The organism is Actinoplanes sp. NPDC024001 (assembly GCF_040638955.1).
Taxonomy (GTDB): domain Bacteria; phylum Actinomycetota; class Actinomycetes; order Mycobacteriales; family Micromonosporaceae; genus Actinoplanes.
Window position 1 is genome coordinate 1 of sequence record NZ_JBEZZB010000205.1, and the last position, 15668, is coordinate 15668.

Sequence of the window (15668 nt, forward strand, 5' to 3'; positions counted from 1 at the left end):
GCTGTCCGCGTTCATCGTCTTGGCGACGTCGCGGGTGCGGTGCCCGTTCGCGTTGTAGTCGAGCGTGTGCTCGTTGACGACCGTTCCGCCGGCCTGCCACGGGGTCGCTCTCGCCAACACCCGATCGGGTACGCCGGAGGTTACGTCGAACGCATCGGGGTCCACAGTGCTCCGCCCCGTCGTCGGCATCTCGTCCAGGGGCATGCATGGGTCCCTCCGCCGTTGTCACCCAGCGGAAACAGGCCGCCGACGCTGGGTTCGGACCTGGCTTCGATGTAATTACGGACGGCTCCGCACGTCAATACCCACGTGCCGCGAAAGCCCGTCAATACCCCGCGGGCGGTGAAAAGACGGAAGCCGGGGCGCGACCGACCGCACCCCGGCTTCCGCGGCTCACGTCAGACGGTGCGCCACATCCGGTAGAACGGGGTGCCGTCCGGCAGGTAGATCTCGAACGGGTCCATCGGCTCGTAGCCGTACCGGCGGTAGAGCCGCACGTTGTTCTCGTTCGTGGCCTCCAGGTAGGCCGGCACGCCCGCCGCGTCGAGCTCGTCGTGGGTGCGCTTCATCAGCGCACCGCCCAGACCCTTGCCCTGCTCGGACGGGCGGACCGCGAGGAACTGCAGATGCCAGTGCTGCTCGGTGGGGTGGTTCTTCTCGAACAGCTCACCCAGGGCGCCGAAACGCTCCAGGTGCGGGCCGGCCAGCGCGGTGAGCCGGTCCATGTAGTCCGCCGGCGTCGGCAGCTCGTTGACCCGGTCGAACCACACCGCGGCGGCCGCGTAGCCACCGTCCGGGTGGTCGACGACCTCGACCTTGCCGTACCGGAAGGCGGTCTCCGTCTCCAGGGCGAAGAAATCGGCCATCACCCGCTCGCGGTCCTCGGGCACCGGCACCAGGTAGGCGTCGGCGGCGAGATCGTCGAAGGAGCGGGAGATCAGGGCGCCGATCGCGGGGATCTCGTCCGCACGGGCGGCACGGATCACGGGGCCGGTCATCGGGGGTACTCCGTCTCGTTCAGCGCGGCGGCGAAGCCGCCGGTGGTGGTGGCGCTGCGGGCGCCGAGGCCGATGCCGGAGTAGACCTGGGGCCGCGATCCGCGCAGGACCAGACCCCAGAGGATGCCGCCGACGAAGAGCACGGCGAACGACAGCGGCACGACCAGCGCCGGCGTGCTGCCCGGCTCGACACCGAGCAGGACCGCGATGTTGTCGATGGCCAGGTAGGACATGATCAGCAGCAGGACCGAGCCGACAACCGGCGCGAGCACCCGGTGCAGCAGGTCCTCGCCCTGCGGGTTGCGGGCGAAGTAGCCGATCACCGCGAACGAGGTGATCGTGACCAGCAGCAGGACGCCGAGGCCACCAGAGGTGCCGCCCCAGAAGAAGAGCTGCACCAGCGGGTCCCAGCCGAACACCGCGTACGCCACGATGACGATCAGGCCGAGCGCGGACTGGGCCAGCGAGCCGTTCTTCGGCGCGCCGGTGCCCGGCACGGTCCGGCCGAACGTGCGCGGCAGCACGCCCTCGCGGCCGAGCGAGAACATGTACCGCGAGATGATGTTGTGGAACGAGATCATCGCGGCGATCAGCGAGGTCAGGAACAGGATGTGCCCGAGGTGCAGGGCCGTGCTGCCGAGCTGGTCGGCGGCCAGGTTGAAGAAGAGCTCGGGGCCCTCGGCGCCGGCCCGCTCGACCACGGTGGGGCCGGCGGCGGAGATCATCGCCCAGGAGGCGAAGGCGTAGACCACGGCGATCATGGCGATCGCGATGTAGGTGGCCCGTGGCACGGTGCGGCGCGGGTCGCGGGACTCCTCGCTGAACACCACGGACTGCTCGAAGCCGACGAAGCCGGTGACCGCCATGATCAGCAGGGCGCCGGCGCCCGCGCCGACCAGGTTGCCCGGGTCGAGCGCCTCGGTCGAGGCGGTGAAGCCGTCCGCGCCGATCTCGGCGAAGCTGAACACCAGGGTCAGCGCGATCTCGGCGACCAGCAGGGTGGCCAGGACCTTGCCGTTGACCGCCACGTCGCGCACGCCCAGGACGGCGACCAGGGCCCAGGTGGCCAGGGCCAGCGCCCACCACGGCGCGTCGATGCCGAACCAGTCGGCGAACAGCGGCTGGGCGATCGCGCCGAAGCCACCGTACGACGCGACCTGGAACATGTTGTAGGACAGCAGCGCCACCCAGGAGGCGCCGACGCCCGCCGGGCGGCCGAGGCCCTGCGCGACGTACGCGTAGAAGGCGCCCGCGTTGGCGATGTGCCGGGCCATCGCGACGTAGCCGACCGAGAAGATCGCCAGGACCAGCGCGACCGCGAGGAAGGCGATGGCGATGCCGGTCAGGCCGGTCACCGCCAGGCCGGTCGGTACGACGCCGGCGACCACGGTGAGCGGGGCCGCCGCGGACATCATGAAGAAGACGATCGACGCGACGCCGAGGCGGTCGCGTGCCAGCGCGTCGGAGAGCTGACTTCCGGGGGGTTTGGTTGCGGTCGTGGACACGCGGTCTCCAGGGTAATCCGAGGGGGGTGGGTGTTTTGTCAGCTCAGGCGCGGCGGGCCATGACGGCGTCACCGACAGCCGCCTCGGCATGCGCCACGAGCTGCTGCAACATGGCTGGGAAGAGCCGGCGGAACTGGTCGAACAGGCCGGCCCGGTCGCGGGCGTTGAGGGTGGCCAGCACGTGCTGGTCCAGACCGGTGGCGAGGATCAGGCCGGCGAGCAGCAGGTCCGCCACGTCGAGGTGCTCGTCGCGGGAGACCTTGGTACGGATACGGGTGGCCGGCCAGCCGGCCGTCATCGAGTCGGCGGGCACGAAGGACACCTTCGTGCTGAACAGGCCGCGCTTCTCCATCCGCTTGATCAGGCCGGCCCGGGCGAGGCGTCGCTCGACCAGGTCGGTCGCGATCCCGGTGGAGAGGTACGCGAGCCAGTTGCGGACGCCGTGCTGACCGGCCTCGCGCCGCAGCTGCTCCAGGACAGCCGTGGTCGCGGCGTCGCCGGTCGGCCGTTCGTCGATGATCACCAACTCGGTCTCGACGAGGTCGATGCGCCGCCACAACACGAGCTCACCGAGGAGTGCCGCGCCGAGACCGAGACCAAGGGTGGCCGGTGACAGCAGGGAGTTGCCACGGATCGTGTCGTGAGCAGTGAGGTATAGATCGTCCGCGGGCGGTAGCTGCGGCGGCGACGCCACTGCTGGTTCTCCTCTCGACGCCTGGGAAGTTGCCCGCGAGTTCACCGAACGTAGTTATGGTGAGGTTCCACGAAGCAATTACGTTGCGCTCCCCCCGGCGCGACCGGCAGTAGCCTGCCAGGTCGCGCGGCGCGGCGCAACGTCCAGATGCGACAAAACTGGAATCCACAGTAGGCGTTGTTGATCACATTACCGGCCAGGAAATTTGAGCGTCGATCAATAAAACGACCAAGAGCATATACGTACGGCAATATTCAGGCTTTTCGAATCGTCGAATTCTTGCGGTGATCGTCGTCCGCGGTCGCGGTCCGCTACTGGATCTCGCAGTGCCTCTACGCTGCGTAATTACGCTGGAAGATAGTTGCACCATCAACCAATCCGACGTAGCGTGGTGGTCAGATAGTTGAAGTTTCAACGGAGGCCCTCGTGCGGATGCCCGCTCTCTTTCTCAGCCACGGCGCCCCGCCGCTCGTCGACGACCCCACCTGGGTCGCGCAGCTGCGCGACCTCGCCGCCGGCCTGCCCCGGCCGCGGGCGATCCTGGTCGCCTCCGCGCACTGGGAGTCGGCGCCGCTCATGCTCGGGGCCACCGAGACCGTTCCGCTGGTCTACGACTTCGGTGGCTTCGCGCCGCGCTACTACCAGGTGCAGTACCGTGCGCCCGGCGCACCCGCGCTGGCCGACCGGGTCGCCGCGCTGATGCCCGACGGCGAGACCGTCGCCCGCACCGACCGCGGCCTCGACCACGGGGCCTACGTGCCACTCACCGTGATGTTCCCGGACGCCGACATCCCGGTGCTGCAGATGTCCCTGCCCACCCTCGAACCGGACCGGCTGCTCGAGCTCGGCGCCCGGCTCGCCCCGCTGCGCGACGAGGGTGTCCTGATCATCGGTTCCGGCTTCACCACGCACGGTCTGCCGTTCCTGCGCGACTGGCGCCCCGAGGCGGCCGCTCCGGGCTGGTCCGCGGAGTTCGACGCCTGGGCCGCCGAGACGCTGTCGCGCGGTGCGGTGGACGAGCTCGCCGACTTCCGCAGCCGCGCTCCCGGCATGCCCTACGCCCACCCGACGATCGAGCACTTCGCGCCGATGTTCCTCACCCTGGGCGCCTCCGGCACCCCGGACACCCCGCCCGAGCAGCCCATCGACGGCTTCTGGATGGGCCTGGCCAAGCGCTCCTTCCAAACCGTGTGAAGCAGGTCGCAGGTCGCGCCTGGCCGGACCGGGGCGTGCATGAGCCGCCGGCGGGCAACGGCCGGGAGCGAGCACCCAGCCGGCCCGCCACTACGGGCGGGGCCCTCACCGGCCCGTACCGATAAAGATCACTAACCGTGACGGCGCTATGTCGCCTGGCGCGCTCGATGACCGTATTGCGTGCCCGGAGTGCGTCCGGAAACTCGGTTTACTCAGCATGTTCGCAGTTTCTTTGGAGATCCTGTGAAGCATGCTTGAGGTCTCCGCGCTCGGGTGGACCGTGACCATCGGGGTCATCGTCGCCCTGCTCGCCCTCGATTTGACTCTCGGGGTGCTCCGTCCACATGTCGTCGGCTTCCGCGAAGCCGCCGCCTGGTCAATCTTCTACATCGCCGTCGCGATCGCGTTCGGCATCGTCTTCGCGAGCATCTCCGGCTGGGGTTACGGCACCGAGTATTTCGCCGGCTACATCGTCGAGAAGAGCTTGTCGGTCGACAACCTCTTCGTGTTCGTGATCATCATGAGTACGTTCGCGGTGCCCGATCGGTACCAGCAGGAGGTGCTCACCTTCGGCATCATCATCGCGCTGGTGCTGCGGGTCATCTTCATCGCGCTCGGCGCGGCCCTGCTGAACGCGTTCTCGTTCATGTTCCTGATCTTCGGCCTGATCCTGCTCTACACCGCGGTGCAGCTGTTCCGGCACCGTGACGAGGATCCGGACGTCGGGGAGAACGCGCTGGTCAAGGCGGGCCGGCGGTTCCTGCCGATCACCGACGACTACGTCGAGGGCAAGATGGTCACCCGGGTCGACGGCAAGAAGATGTTCACGCCGCTGTTCCTGGTCCTGCTCGCCATCGGCGGCACCGACCTGCTGTTCGCGCTCGATTCGATCCCGGCGGTGTTCGGGGTGACCGAGGAGGCGTACATCGTCTTCGTCGCGAACGCCTTCGCCCTGCTCGGCCTGCGCGCCCTGTTCTTCCTGGTGAAGGGGCTGCTGGACCGGCTGGTCTACCTCTCCACCGGCCTGTCGATCATCCTGGCCTTCATCGGCGTCAAGCTGGTGCTGCACTGGGGCCACAAGGACATCAGCGCCGACGTGCCCGAGGTCAGCACCCCGGTCTCGCTCGGCGTGATCATCGGCATCCTGGTGATCACCACGGTGGCCAGCCTGATCAAGTCGAGCAAGGACCCGTCACTCAAGGCACACGCGGGCAGCCTGCACGCCCCCAAGGAGAAGCAGCAGCAGCGCGACCACTGACCGATTCCGTGTGGAGTTCGGGCGCGCACCGCACCCGAACTCCACACGCCGTCAGATGTGCAGCGCCTGCTGGTAGCGGCGCTCGGCGTCCTGCCGGCTGAGGATCGACTGGATCTCGCGGGTCTCCTCGGCGCTGTGGCGGCCGATCATCAGGTCGAGCTCGGTGCGCTCGGCCGCGGTGCGGAAGGCGGCCAGCTCCTCGCTCAGCTTGCGGTGAGCGTGGCGGGCGGCCCGGCGGTCGGCCAGCGCGGTACGGGCGTTGCGGATGAACTGCATGGCGAACTCCTCGACGGATAGTGACGGAGAAAGCCTCGTCGCTTCCGTCTACAACAATCCACCGCCCGTGCGTCATCCCCAAACCGACCAGGTAAAACTCTCGTGCCGAAAGTGAGCGGGACCACTGGATTGCGGTAACCCAGGTCACTCTGCGTGGCGATGCCGCTGGTCAGTCGGCACCGGTGACAGTGGTCACCGCGGTCGCGGTGACCGTGCCGTCCTCGGCGGCGGCGCCCTGGACGGTCACCGAGTCTCCTGCCTTCACGTCGCTCAGCTTGCCCTTCGTCGCGGTGGAGACGGTGGTGTCGCCGCTGGTCTTGACCGTGACCACCGTCCCGTCCTCGGTCTCCACGTAGATGGTCCTGCCGTTGACCAGCTTGACCTTGCCGGTGGTCCCGGCGGCAGAAGGAGCCGGAGCGGCGCTGCTGTTGTCCCGGGGGAACCCACCGGCACGCATCCCGCCGCCGGGGAAGCCGCTGGCGGTGCTGGTCTCCGTGGCGCCCCACTGCTTCTGCGCCTGCACTCCCCCGAGGAAGCCGCCCATCAGCAGCGCGGCCACCCCCAGCCCGACGGTGCCCCTGTTCCACCAGCGCTTCGGCGCGGCGGCGGCGAGTTCGGCGGACAGGCCTTCATTCATGGTGGTCACAGCAGATTTCCTCACTCGTAGCGCAGCGCGTCGATGGGCCGCAGCCGGGCGGCGCGGGCGGCGGGCAGCCCGCCGAAGAACAGGCCGATGGCGATCGAGACGCCCACGGCGAGCCCGATGGAACTGGGCACGATCACCGGCTGCACGCCGACGATCTCGAACCGGCTGCCGATCAGCGCGGCGGCCACCCCGAGACCGCCGCCGATCACGCTGAGCAGCGTGGCCTCGATCAGGAACTGGGTGAGGATCACCCGGCGCGGCGCGCCGAGGGCCTTGCGGATGCCGATCTCCCGGGTCCGCTCGGTGACCGTCACCAGCATGATGTTGGTGATCCCGATGCCGCCGACCAGCAGGCTGATCGCGGCCACCGCCCCGAGCAGGGTGGTGAACGTGTCGGCCGTCTCGGTCTGCGTCTCCAGCAGCGACGACGCGTTCTGGATCCGATAGGGCGTGCTGCCCGACGACGCGTCCACGTCCAGCCGCTGGTCGAGGATCGTCGACACCTGCCCCTGCACCGCGTCGACCTTCTCCGGGTCGGTGGCCTCCACGATGATCGAGGTGAGCGCGCCGTATCCGGTGAGCACCTGCTGGACGGCGGTGAGCGGCGCCACCGCGGTGTCGTTGGAGTCCTGGAAGCCGGTGGAGCTCTTCTGGTCCAGCACACCGACGACGGTGAACAGCGCCCCGCCGACGGTGACCTGCTTGTCGATCGGGTCGGCGCCGGGGAACAGCTCCTCGGCCACGGTCTGCCCGATCACCACGACCCGCCGGCCCTGGTCCACGTCGTCCTGGGTGAACCCCGCGCCCTGACCGACCGGGGTGCTGGAGGCGGTGAACCAGGCCGGGGTGGTGCCGACGAACGTGCTCACCTCGTGCTCGGCGCCCTCGTAGGTGAGCGTGGTGGAGGCGCTGACCACGGGCGAGATGGTCTTGATGTCGGGGGCGAGCACCGGGTCGCCGAGGGCCTCGGCGATCTCGGTGGTGAGGCCGGCGCTGCTGCGCCCGCTGCTCATCACGGTGATCGTGTTGGTGCCCAGTGCCTCGATCCGGTCGCTGATCGCCTTGGCCGAGCCGTTGCCGACCGCGACCAGCAGGATCACCGCCGCCACGCCGATCAGGATGCCCAGCATGGTCAGCGCCGAGCGCAGCTTGTTCGCCGAGAGCCCGCGCAGCGAGAACCGGACCACTTCGCCGAGGCTCATGCCGCCACCAGCGGCTTCTGCCGCACGTCGGTCACGATCGCGCCGTCGACCAGGCGGACCAGCCGCTTGGCCCGGGCGCCGACCTCGTCCTCGTGCGTGATGATCACGATGGTCCGGCCGGCCGCGCTCAGCTCGTCGAAGACCCGCAGCACGTCGGCGGTGGACTGGGAGTCCAGGTTGCCGGTCGGCTCGTCGGCCAGCAGCAGCGCCGGCTCGGTGACCAGTGCCCGGGCGACCGCGACCCGCTGCTGCTGGCCGCCGGAGAGCTGGTTCGGCTCATGCCCGGCACGGGACCCGAGGCCGACGACGTCCAGGGCCTCCAGGGCGCGCCGGCGGCGCTCCTTCGGTTTCACCCCGGCGTACGCGAGCGGCAGCTCCACGTTCGCCACCGCGCTGGTCCGCGGGATCAGGTTGAACGCCTGGAAGATGAAGCCGATGAGCCGGTTCCGGGCCAGGGCCAGCTGCCCGTCGGAGAGGCGGCTGACGTCCACCCCGTCCAGCAGATAGCTGCCGGAGCTGGGGACGTCCAGCGCGCCCAGGATGTTCATCAGGGTCGACTTGCCCGAGCCGGACGAACCCATGATCGCCACGTAGTCGCCGGATTCCACGGTCAGGGAGACACCGCGCAGCGCGTGCACGGTCGCCTCACCGGTGCCGTAGATCTTCGTGAGGTCGCGGACCTCCAGGACCGGCCGGTTCACTGGCCCGCCCTGCCGCCGCCCGGCATGCCGCCACCGGCCGGGCCGCCACCGCCGCCGGTCAGGCCGCCGAATCCGCCGCCGCCGGGCATGCCGCCCTGCTGGTTGCCGCTGGTGCTGGTCGCGGTGGTCCGTACGACGACCTGCTCGCCGGCGGTCAGGCCCGAGGTGATCTCGGTGGCCGAGTCGCCCTCCAGGCCGATCTCCACCGACCGGGTCTCCTGGACGCCGTTGGCGACGACCGTGACGGTGTGCCGGTTGCCGACCGTGGTGAGGGCGGCCGCGTTGACCAGGACAGCGTTCTCCACCGAGCCGGTGGTGACCGACACCGAGACGGTCTGGCCCACCTTGGCGCCGGTGGGCACCCTGTCCAGGGTGAGCGTCACGCCGTACGTCACGACGCTGTTCTCGGTGGTCGCCGACGGGTCGATCGCGGTGACCGTGGCGCTCTGCGAGACGCCGCTGAGCGCGTTCCAGGTGACCGTGGCGACCTGCTTCTCCTTGAGGCTGGTCGCGTCCGCCTCGGCGAAAGCGGCGGCTACCTGCATCTTCGTCAGGTCGGCGATCTCGACGAAGCCGCTGCTCGTCGTGCTCTCCCCACCCTGTGAGGCGTTCTGCGAACCGGAGGAGCTGCCCAGCGTGCCGTTCACGGCGGTGACCGTGCCGGCCATCGGCGCCGTGAGGACGGTGCCGTCGACCGCCGCCTCGGCCTCGTCGACCTTCAGCTCGGCCTCGTCCACCTGGTTCTCCGCCTCGGAGGTGTCCGAGCCGGCCTCCTCGGCCCGGTCCACGGCGTCCCGCGCGGCGTCCAGGTCGGCCTCGGCGGCGTCCAGGTCACGCTGCGCGGCAGCCGGGTCGACCCTCGCCAGCACCTGGCCCTTCCTGACCCGGTCGCCGACCTTCACCTTGATCTCGGTGACCGTGCCGCTGGTCTCGAAGCTGGCGCTCGCGGTGCTGGCGCTCTCCAGGGTCCCGTCCGCGGCGGCGGTCCGGGTGACCGTCCCCTGCTGGACGGTGACGGTTCGTTCGGAGGCCACGGCGGCCGTGCCGTCGTCGGAAGGGGAGAACGTCTCGTACACCGTGAACGCCCCGGCGACGAGCGCAACACCGATCGCGGCGTTGACCGCCCGTGACGGGTGGCGGCGCCATTGACGATTTTTCATCGGTTTTCCGCCGCGGGCAGGCTCAGCAACTTCATGGCGGCCACTCTGGGGGCGCGGGCTATGAGCAGCTTCGGGGGAAGCTGGGAACAACCTCGGAAACCTCACGCCGTGTCACTGGCGACCGGGAGCGCGACCCGGAACGTCGCGCCGCCACCCGGCGTCTCGAGCAGCTCCACCCAGCCGCCGTGCCCGTGCACGATGGCCGCCACGATCGCCAGACCCAGCCCGGAACCGCCGCCCTTGCCGCGGGTACGGCTGGCGTCCGCCCGATACAGCCGCTCGAAGATCCGGGACGCGTGCTCGGCCGGCACACCCGGGCCGTCGTCGGCGACCTCCAGGATCGCCATCCGCCGCCGGGGCCCGTCCGCCGGCGCGCACTGCGCGTGCCCCACCCGCACGGTCACGGTCGTCCCCGCCGGAGTGTGGTTCTGCGCGTTCACCACGAGGTTCGTCGCGACCTGCCGCAGGCCGTGCTCGTCGCCGAGGACGGTGACCGGTTCGAACTCCTCCGCGAGCCGCACCACGCATCCCGGCGCGCGGGCGTGCGCGTCCCGGATGGTGTCGGCGGCGATCTCCAGCAGGTCCACCGGCCGCCGGTCCAGGGTGCGCTGCTGGTCCAGCCGGGCCAGCATCAGCAGGTCCTCGACGAGCACGCCCATCCGCCCGGCCTCTCCCTCGATCCGGGCCATCGTCTCGTCCAGCACCGGGCCGGGCGGTGACCCGCCGCGGCGGTACAGCTCGGCGAACCCGCGGATCGAGGTCAGCGGGGTGCGCAGCTCGTGCGAGGCGTCCGCGACGAACTGGCGCAGCCGTTGCTCGGAGGCGGTCCGCGCGTCCACCTCGGACTCGATGCGGCTCAGCATGGCGTTCAGGGCCAGGCCGAGGCGGCCCGGCTCAGTGTGCGGGTCAGGGTGCGGCACCCGGCCGGAGAGGTTGCCCGCCGAGATGTCGGTGGCGACCCGCTCCATCTCGGTGAGCGGCCGCAGCCCGAGCCGGACCACGAACGCCGCGCCCACCCCGAGCAGGCTGAGGACCAGCACCAGCACGGCGGCGTCGATGAGCAGCAGCCGTTCGGTGGTCTGCTCGACCTCCTGCAGCGAGGAGCCGATCAGCGCGTAGCCGCCGGTCAGGCCGAGCGGCACGGCGATCATCCGCCAGTCGGCGCCCTGCGCGGCCGGGACGGTGTAGGGCCGGCCCTCGGCGGCACGTTCGGCCACCTCGTTCAGCGATGGGAGGTCGGGGCGGGCGGGGTCGGCGGTGGAGCTGCGGGTGGTGTCCACCACACCGTCCGGCAGGTAGACGTACATGACCTGGTCGGGGCCGATCCGGAACCGGCCGCCGCGCGGGACGAAGCCGCTCAGCGGAGGGTCGGGGTCGGCCAGCGGCCGGCTGACGCCGATCAGCTGCTTGTCGATCCGGTCCTGCAGGTAGGTGCGGATCAGGAGCAGCCCGGCCACGTTCGCCACCACCAGGGCGAGCGCGGTGAGGACGCCGACGACCAGGACGAGCCGGGAACGCAGCGTCCAGTGCCGCCAGCGCACCGGGCCGAAGGCTGTCATCCGCTGCGAGGCAGCCGCAGGGCGTAACCCACGCCGCGGACGGTGTGGATCAGCGGCGGGCCGGTTCGGTCGATCTTGCGGCGCAGGTAGTAGACGTACGACTCGACGATCCGGCCGTCGCCGCCGAAGTCGTACTTCCACACCCGGTCCAGGATCTGTGCCTTGCTGACCACCCGGCCCGCGTTGATCATCAGGTAGCGGAGCAGGTTGAACTCGGTCGGCGACAACTCGATCAGCCGGCCGGCCCGCCGCACCTCGTGGGCGTGCTCGTTCAGCTCCACGTCCGCGTAGCGCAGCACGCCGGTCTCCGGCTGCGGCTCGTCCGGCTGGCTGCGGCGCAGGATCGCGCGGATCCGTAGCACGACCTCCTCCAGGCTGAACGGCTTGGTCACGTAGTCGTCGGCCCCGGTCGACAGGCCGTGGATCCGGTCCTGGACGGCGTCGCGGGCGGTGAGGAACAGGACCGGCACCCGGTGCCCGGCGGCGCGCAGCCGGCGGGCCACCTCGAAACCGTCCACGTCCGGGAGCATCACGTCCAGGACGATCAGGTCCGGCTCGAAGTCGCTCACCGCCACCAGGGCCGCGTTCCCGGACTCGACCACCCGGACGTCGAAGGCCACCAGCCGAAGCGTCGCGCTGAGCAGCGCGGAGATGTTCGGCTCGTCGTCGACGACGAGGACCCGGACGGGACGCGCCGCGGGCTCACTGAGGGCTACGGAACCACGGTTTTCTCCAAGCACGGGACAGGCTTATCAAGCCTTCCTTTGAAGAACCTATGAACGGGACACGACATCTCCCTCGGTGAGGCCGGCGGTGATCTCGGTGTACTGGTCGCCGCGGAGGCCGATCCGCACCGCGGTCGCGACGCCGTTCCTCAGCACGGAGGCGGTGGCGCCGGAGACGTCGTGGACGGCGCTGGTCGGGACCCGTACCACGTCGTCCTTGCTGCCGGTGGTGACCCGGACCGAGGCGCTCTGGCCGACCAGCAGCTCCTCCGGCGCCTCGTCGAAGGAGAGCAGCACGCCGAAACGGGTCAGCGTGCCGTCGCTGGTGCCGACCGGGTCGACCTGCACCACGGTGGCCTCGAAGGTCTCGCCCGGCCGGTCCGCCAGGGTGACCACGGCGGCCTGTCTCACCTGCAGGTGGTCGGCGTCGGCCTCCGGGAAGTCGGCGCTGATCTGCATGTCGTACACGTCGGCCAGGGTGAGGAACGCCGAGCCGGCCCCGACCTGGCTGCCGACCTTGCCGCCGACGGTGAGGATCCGCCCGGCGATCGGCGCGGTGATGGTCGCGCCGTCCAGGGCCTCCTCGGCCTGTTCCAGCGTGACCCGGGCCTGGTTGACCCGCTGTTCGGCGGTGAGGACGGCGTCGCCGCCGCTGCGGCTGCCGCTCGGGGCGCCCGCCGAGCAGGTGGCGGCCGGGGCCGACTTCTTCGCCTCGGTCGGTCCGGCGGTCGCGGACGGCTTGACGGTCGCGGAGGGTTTGGCGGTCGCGGAGGGTTTGGCGGTCGGCGAGGCCGAGGCTGTCGGCGACAGCGACGGCACAGAGGACGCCGGCGCCGTGTACGCGGCCGGCACGTTCCCTCCCGTGCACGACGCCGTGGCCGAGGCCGAAGCCGCGTCCTCCGCCTCGTCGAGCGCGTCCAGGGCGTCCTCGAGGGCGGCTTCCGCGTCGTCGACCGCCTCCGCCGCGTCCGTGTCGTCCACCGTCGCGAGCACCTGACCAGCGGTGACAGTGGTCCCCGCCCGTACCTTGACCGTCTCGACCGTCCCGGCGACCGCGAACGACAGGCTGCGCGTCTGCGCCGCCTGCAACGTGCCGACGGTGGCGACCTCGGTGGTCACCGGCCCCCTGTCGACGGTGGCGGTCCCGGCCGCCTTCGTGTCCTCCCGCGTGGCGCCGGCCGTCAGCGCCCGCACCACGCCGAAGGCGAGCGACACGAGCACGACGACCGCCACGCCGAGCCAGATCCAACGCCGGCGACCGGCCAGTGCAACACCCATGGTCGAGGAGTGTGCGCACCGGTCCTAGCCGTGGGCTCGGTCCTACCTGGGAGTTCGCTCGGAGCCGGTTTCCTAGGTAACTCCTAGCATCGTCCGAACTTCCGCACAGGTGCGGCCGCTTGTCTTTCGGACGTCCCGCCCGTGGAAGAAGGAGAGTCATCGTGCCGGTTGTCAGTTCGAAGGCGCGGCGCCGCGCCGCCACCATGCTGGTGGCCTCCGCGGCGATGCTGGTCACGGCGTCCTGCGGCAGCGGTTCGGACTCCGCGAGCACGACCGGCGACTCGGCCGCTCCGAACGGCGGCGGGAACTCGGCGTTCGCCGCGTACATCAGCTGTCTCCATGAGAACGGCGTGACGATCACGATGCCGTCGGGTGGCCCCGGCGGCGGTCCGGGCGGCGGCGTCCGGCCCTCCGGCGCGCCCGGTGGCGGCCAGCCCGGCGCCATGCCGTCCGGCCAGCCGCGCCCGGACGGCAGTTCCGCTGCGCGGCCCGACGGCAGTTCCGGTCCGCGCGGTGGCGGCGGCTTCCCGGGGCTCGGCAAACCCGCCGGTGTCGATGACGCGACCTGGGAGAAGGCCCAGTCGGCGTGCGCCTCGGTGCGGCCCAGCGCGGGCGCCGGCCGCGGCGGCAACCGCACCGGTGGCGGTGACAACGGCGCGAACGCGGCCTACACGAACTGTCTCAAGGAGAACGGCGTCACCGACACCGCGAACCCGGACACCACCGACGCGACGGTGAAGAAGGCCGTGGAGACGTGCGCGGTGCTCAAGCCCGCGGCGTGAAAGGCGGCGCCGGGCCGGCGGGAATCCCACCGGCCCGGCACGTCATCTCCGGCTCAGCCCATCGGGCAGGAGCTGCGGTAGTCCGAGACGGACAGGCCGGTGCTCGGGCCCGGGCAGATGAACTGGTCGTAACGGGTGTCGTTGTCGACGTGCCGCTTCAGCCAGGACACCATCTGCACCGCGGTCGGGGTGTTGGTGGTCTGCGGGAAGAAGTGGCTGGCGTTGTTCAGCTCCAGGTACGCCTTCTCCGCCGAGGACGGGATGCTCGTGTAGAACGGGATCGAGTGGCTGCTCACCGAGGCGATGGAGTCGCTCTCGCCACCGATGATCAGGGTCGGGACCCGCAGCTCGCTCCACGACTTGTCCAGGTTCCACGGCGCCAGCGGCACCGCGGCCTGCAGCGACGGCCGGTCACTGGCCGCCTCCAGGCTGCCGCCGCCGCCCATCGAGTGTCCCGCCACCGCGAGCCGCGAGGAGTCGATGCGGCTGCGCACCGAGCTGCGCTGGGTCAGGTAGTCCAGCGCGGCCAGCAGCTGCTGCCCGCGGGAGGCGGGCTGGTCGGCCGTGCTGTTGGTCTCGATGCCGATCACCACGAAGCCGTGCGAGGCCAGGCGCGGCCCCAGCCAGGAGATGCTCGACCAGTAGGCGGTGAAGCCCGGCGAGATCGCGATCGCGCCGAACGTGCCGTCACTGGTCGTCGTCGGGTAGTAGATCTCGCCGCCGCCGAACCCGGTCACCGAGAGCCGGGAGACGGACTGGGTAGAGACGCTGTAGGGCCCGCGGGAGGCTTCCAGCAGGGCGCGGGTCGGGGCCGGGCCCCGCTCGTAGGGGTTCTCGGCGGCCTGCGCGGCGGTGGCGCCGGGGGCGGCCACGAGGGCGAGGGCGGCGGCAGCCGTGACGAGCAGGCGGCGGGCCCGGACGGGAACGGAGGACATTCGCACGTCGACACTCCTTAACGAGGGGACGGATCGACGAGCGTCAGTTTCAGCGGGTCGGAGCGCGTGCCGCATCGGCGAAATCACCGGCCTCGTGTCATCAACGCGCAACATCCCGGAAATTTCATCCACCGAAATCCGGCGGCGAGGTCTTCCGTCACGCGCGCCGGCGCGGAACACTCGCCGCATGTTTGATGCACCGTTAGTGCAGAAACTTCCCGCGGCCGGCCGGGAACGCCACCCCGGCGAGCCCGCCACGCGCGGCGCCTCCGCGGCGCCGTCGGCCTCAGCCTCGGACCGGTCCGGCCGGCAGGCCGCTGCCGGCAGCCAGACCGGTGCCGGCAGCCAAACCGGTGCCGGCAGCCAAACCCGCGACAACCAGGAGATCGGTACGGCCGCCCGGACGCGCCGTGGCATCGGCCGGGCGACGGCCCCCGATCCCGCCGGGCCGGGTGGTGGCTCCGGCATCGTGACGAGGCTCTTCGGGCGCGACGCCGACCTGGCCGCCCTCGGCCGGCTCACCGCTACCGCCGGCGCCGGGCGCAGCGGCGCACTCGTCCTGTCGGCCGCACCCGGCGAAGGACGAACCGCACTGCTCGACGCGGTGGCCGGCGCCACCCGTGGCTGGACGGTGCTCACCGCCCCCGGGTGTGCGCTGGTCCGCCCTGGTCGCCGCCGGTTTCCTGGAGGGCACCTACTGCGAGGTCTACCCCAAGGTGAGCCTCGACGAGGGCGGCATGCTGCGGCTGTTCCGG

Annotated in this window: 16 protein-coding genes; 3 read left to right on the forward strand and 13 right to left on the reverse strand. The window is 70.8% G+C overall.

The window, feature by feature from the left end; translation table 11 throughout:
* The 4 genes from AB0F81_RS44985 to AB0F81_RS45000 all read right to left on the reverse strand — a co-directional run.
* A partial coding sequence (locus tag AB0F81_RS44985) for a hypothetical protein (RefSeq protein WP_360209350.1) occupies positions 1-204 on the reverse strand: 204 nt, incomplete at its 3' end.
* Positions 205-398: 194 nt separating this feature from the next.
* The gene (locus AB0F81_RS44990; RefSeq protein WP_360209353.1) at positions 399-998 is read right to left on the reverse strand and encodes a GNAT family N-acetyltransferase; all 600 of its coding nucleotides are present in this window, start codon (positions 996-998) and stop codon (positions 399-401) included.
* A complete protein-coding gene (locus AB0F81_RS44995; RefSeq protein ID WP_360209356.1) occupies positions 995-2503 on the reverse strand; it encodes an APC family permease in 1509 nt (502 codons plus the stop codon). The genes AB0F81_RS44990 and AB0F81_RS44995 overlap by 4 nt, the downstream gene beginning before the upstream one ends.
* A gap of 43 nt (positions 2504-2546) precedes the next feature.
* On the reverse strand, positions 2547-3197 hold the full coding sequence (locus tag AB0F81_RS45000) for a GPP34 family phosphoprotein (protein ID WP_360209359.1): 651 nt from the start codon (positions 3195-3197) through the stop codon (positions 2547-2549).
* Between the two features lie 432 nt (positions 3198-3629).
* Here AB0F81_RS45000 and AB0F81_RS45005 point away from each other — a divergent pair, with 432 nt between their 5' ends.
* Together AB0F81_RS45005 and AB0F81_RS45010 are read left to right on the forward strand one after the other, a co-directional pair.
* A complete protein-coding gene (locus tag AB0F81_RS45005; RefSeq protein WP_360209386.1) occupies positions 3630-4391 on the forward strand; it encodes a class III extradiol ring-cleavage dioxygenase in 762 nt (253 codons plus the stop codon).
* Positions 4392-4641: 250 nt separating this feature from the next.
* Entirely contained in the window at positions 4642-5649 is a 1008-nt protein-coding gene (locus AB0F81_RS45010) for a TerC family protein (RefSeq protein WP_360209361.1), read from the forward strand.
* 51 nt (positions 5650-5700) lie between these two features.
* Here AB0F81_RS45010 and AB0F81_RS45015 read toward each other — a convergent pair whose 3' ends face one another.
* The 8 genes from AB0F81_RS45015 to AB0F81_RS45050 form a co-directional block, all read right to left on the reverse strand.
* A complete protein-coding gene (locus AB0F81_RS45015) occupies positions 5701-5925 on the reverse strand; it encodes a hypothetical protein (protein WP_360209363.1) in 225 nt (74 codons plus the stop codon).
* Positions 5926-6094: 169 nt separating this feature from the next.
* Entirely contained in the window at positions 6095-6562 is a 468-nt protein-coding gene (locus AB0F81_RS45020; protein ID WP_360209389.1) for a hypothetical protein, read from the reverse strand.
* Between the two features lie 20 nt (positions 6563-6582).
* Entirely contained in the window at positions 6583-7773 is a 1191-nt protein-coding gene (locus tag AB0F81_RS45025; protein WP_360209366.1) for an ABC transporter permease, read from the reverse strand.
* Entirely contained in the window at positions 7770-8474 is a 705-nt protein-coding gene (locus AB0F81_RS45030) for an ABC transporter ATP-binding protein (protein ID WP_360209369.1), read from the reverse strand. The genes AB0F81_RS45025 and AB0F81_RS45030 overlap by 4 nt, the downstream gene beginning before the upstream one ends.
* Positions 8471-9634: an efflux RND transporter periplasmic adaptor subunit gene (locus AB0F81_RS45035; protein WP_360209372.1), complete on the reverse strand. Its 1164-nt coding sequence runs from the start codon at positions 9632-9634 to the stop codon at positions 8471-8473. Before AB0F81_RS45035 ends, AB0F81_RS45030 begins: the two co-directional genes overlap by 4 nt.
* Positions 9635-9735: 101 nt before the next feature.
* The gene (locus tag AB0F81_RS45040; RefSeq protein WP_360209375.1) at positions 9736-11193 is read right to left on the reverse strand and encodes a HAMP domain-containing sensor histidine kinase; all 1458 of its coding nucleotides are present in this window, start codon (positions 11191-11193) and stop codon (positions 9736-9738) included.
* Positions 11190-11933, reverse strand: a complete 744-nt coding sequence (locus tag AB0F81_RS45045) for a response regulator transcription factor (protein ID WP_360209378.1) — start codon at positions 11931-11933, stop codon at positions 11190-11192. Before AB0F81_RS45045 ends, AB0F81_RS45040 begins: the two co-directional genes overlap by 4 nt.
* 33 nt (positions 11934-11966) lie before the next feature.
* Positions 11967-13196, reverse strand: coding sequence for an efflux RND transporter periplasmic adaptor subunit (locus tag AB0F81_RS45050; protein ID WP_360209380.1), 1230 nt, complete (start codon positions 13194-13196; stop codon positions 11967-11969).
* A gap of 161 nt (positions 13197-13357) precedes the next feature.
* On the opposite strand from AB0F81_RS45050, the gene AB0F81_RS45055 reads away from it, so the two are divergent.
* Positions 13358-13978: a hypothetical protein gene (locus tag AB0F81_RS45055; protein WP_360209383.1), complete on the forward strand. Its 621-nt coding sequence runs from the start codon at positions 13358-13360 to the stop codon at positions 13976-13978.
* 53 nt (positions 13979-14031) lie between these two features.
* Here AB0F81_RS45055 and AB0F81_RS45060 read toward each other — a convergent pair whose 3' ends face one another.
* Entirely contained in the window at positions 14032-14913 is an 882-nt protein-coding gene (locus AB0F81_RS45060) for an alpha/beta hydrolase (RefSeq protein ID WP_360209392.1), read from the reverse strand.
* Between the last annotated feature and the right edge of the window lie 755 nt (positions 14914-15668).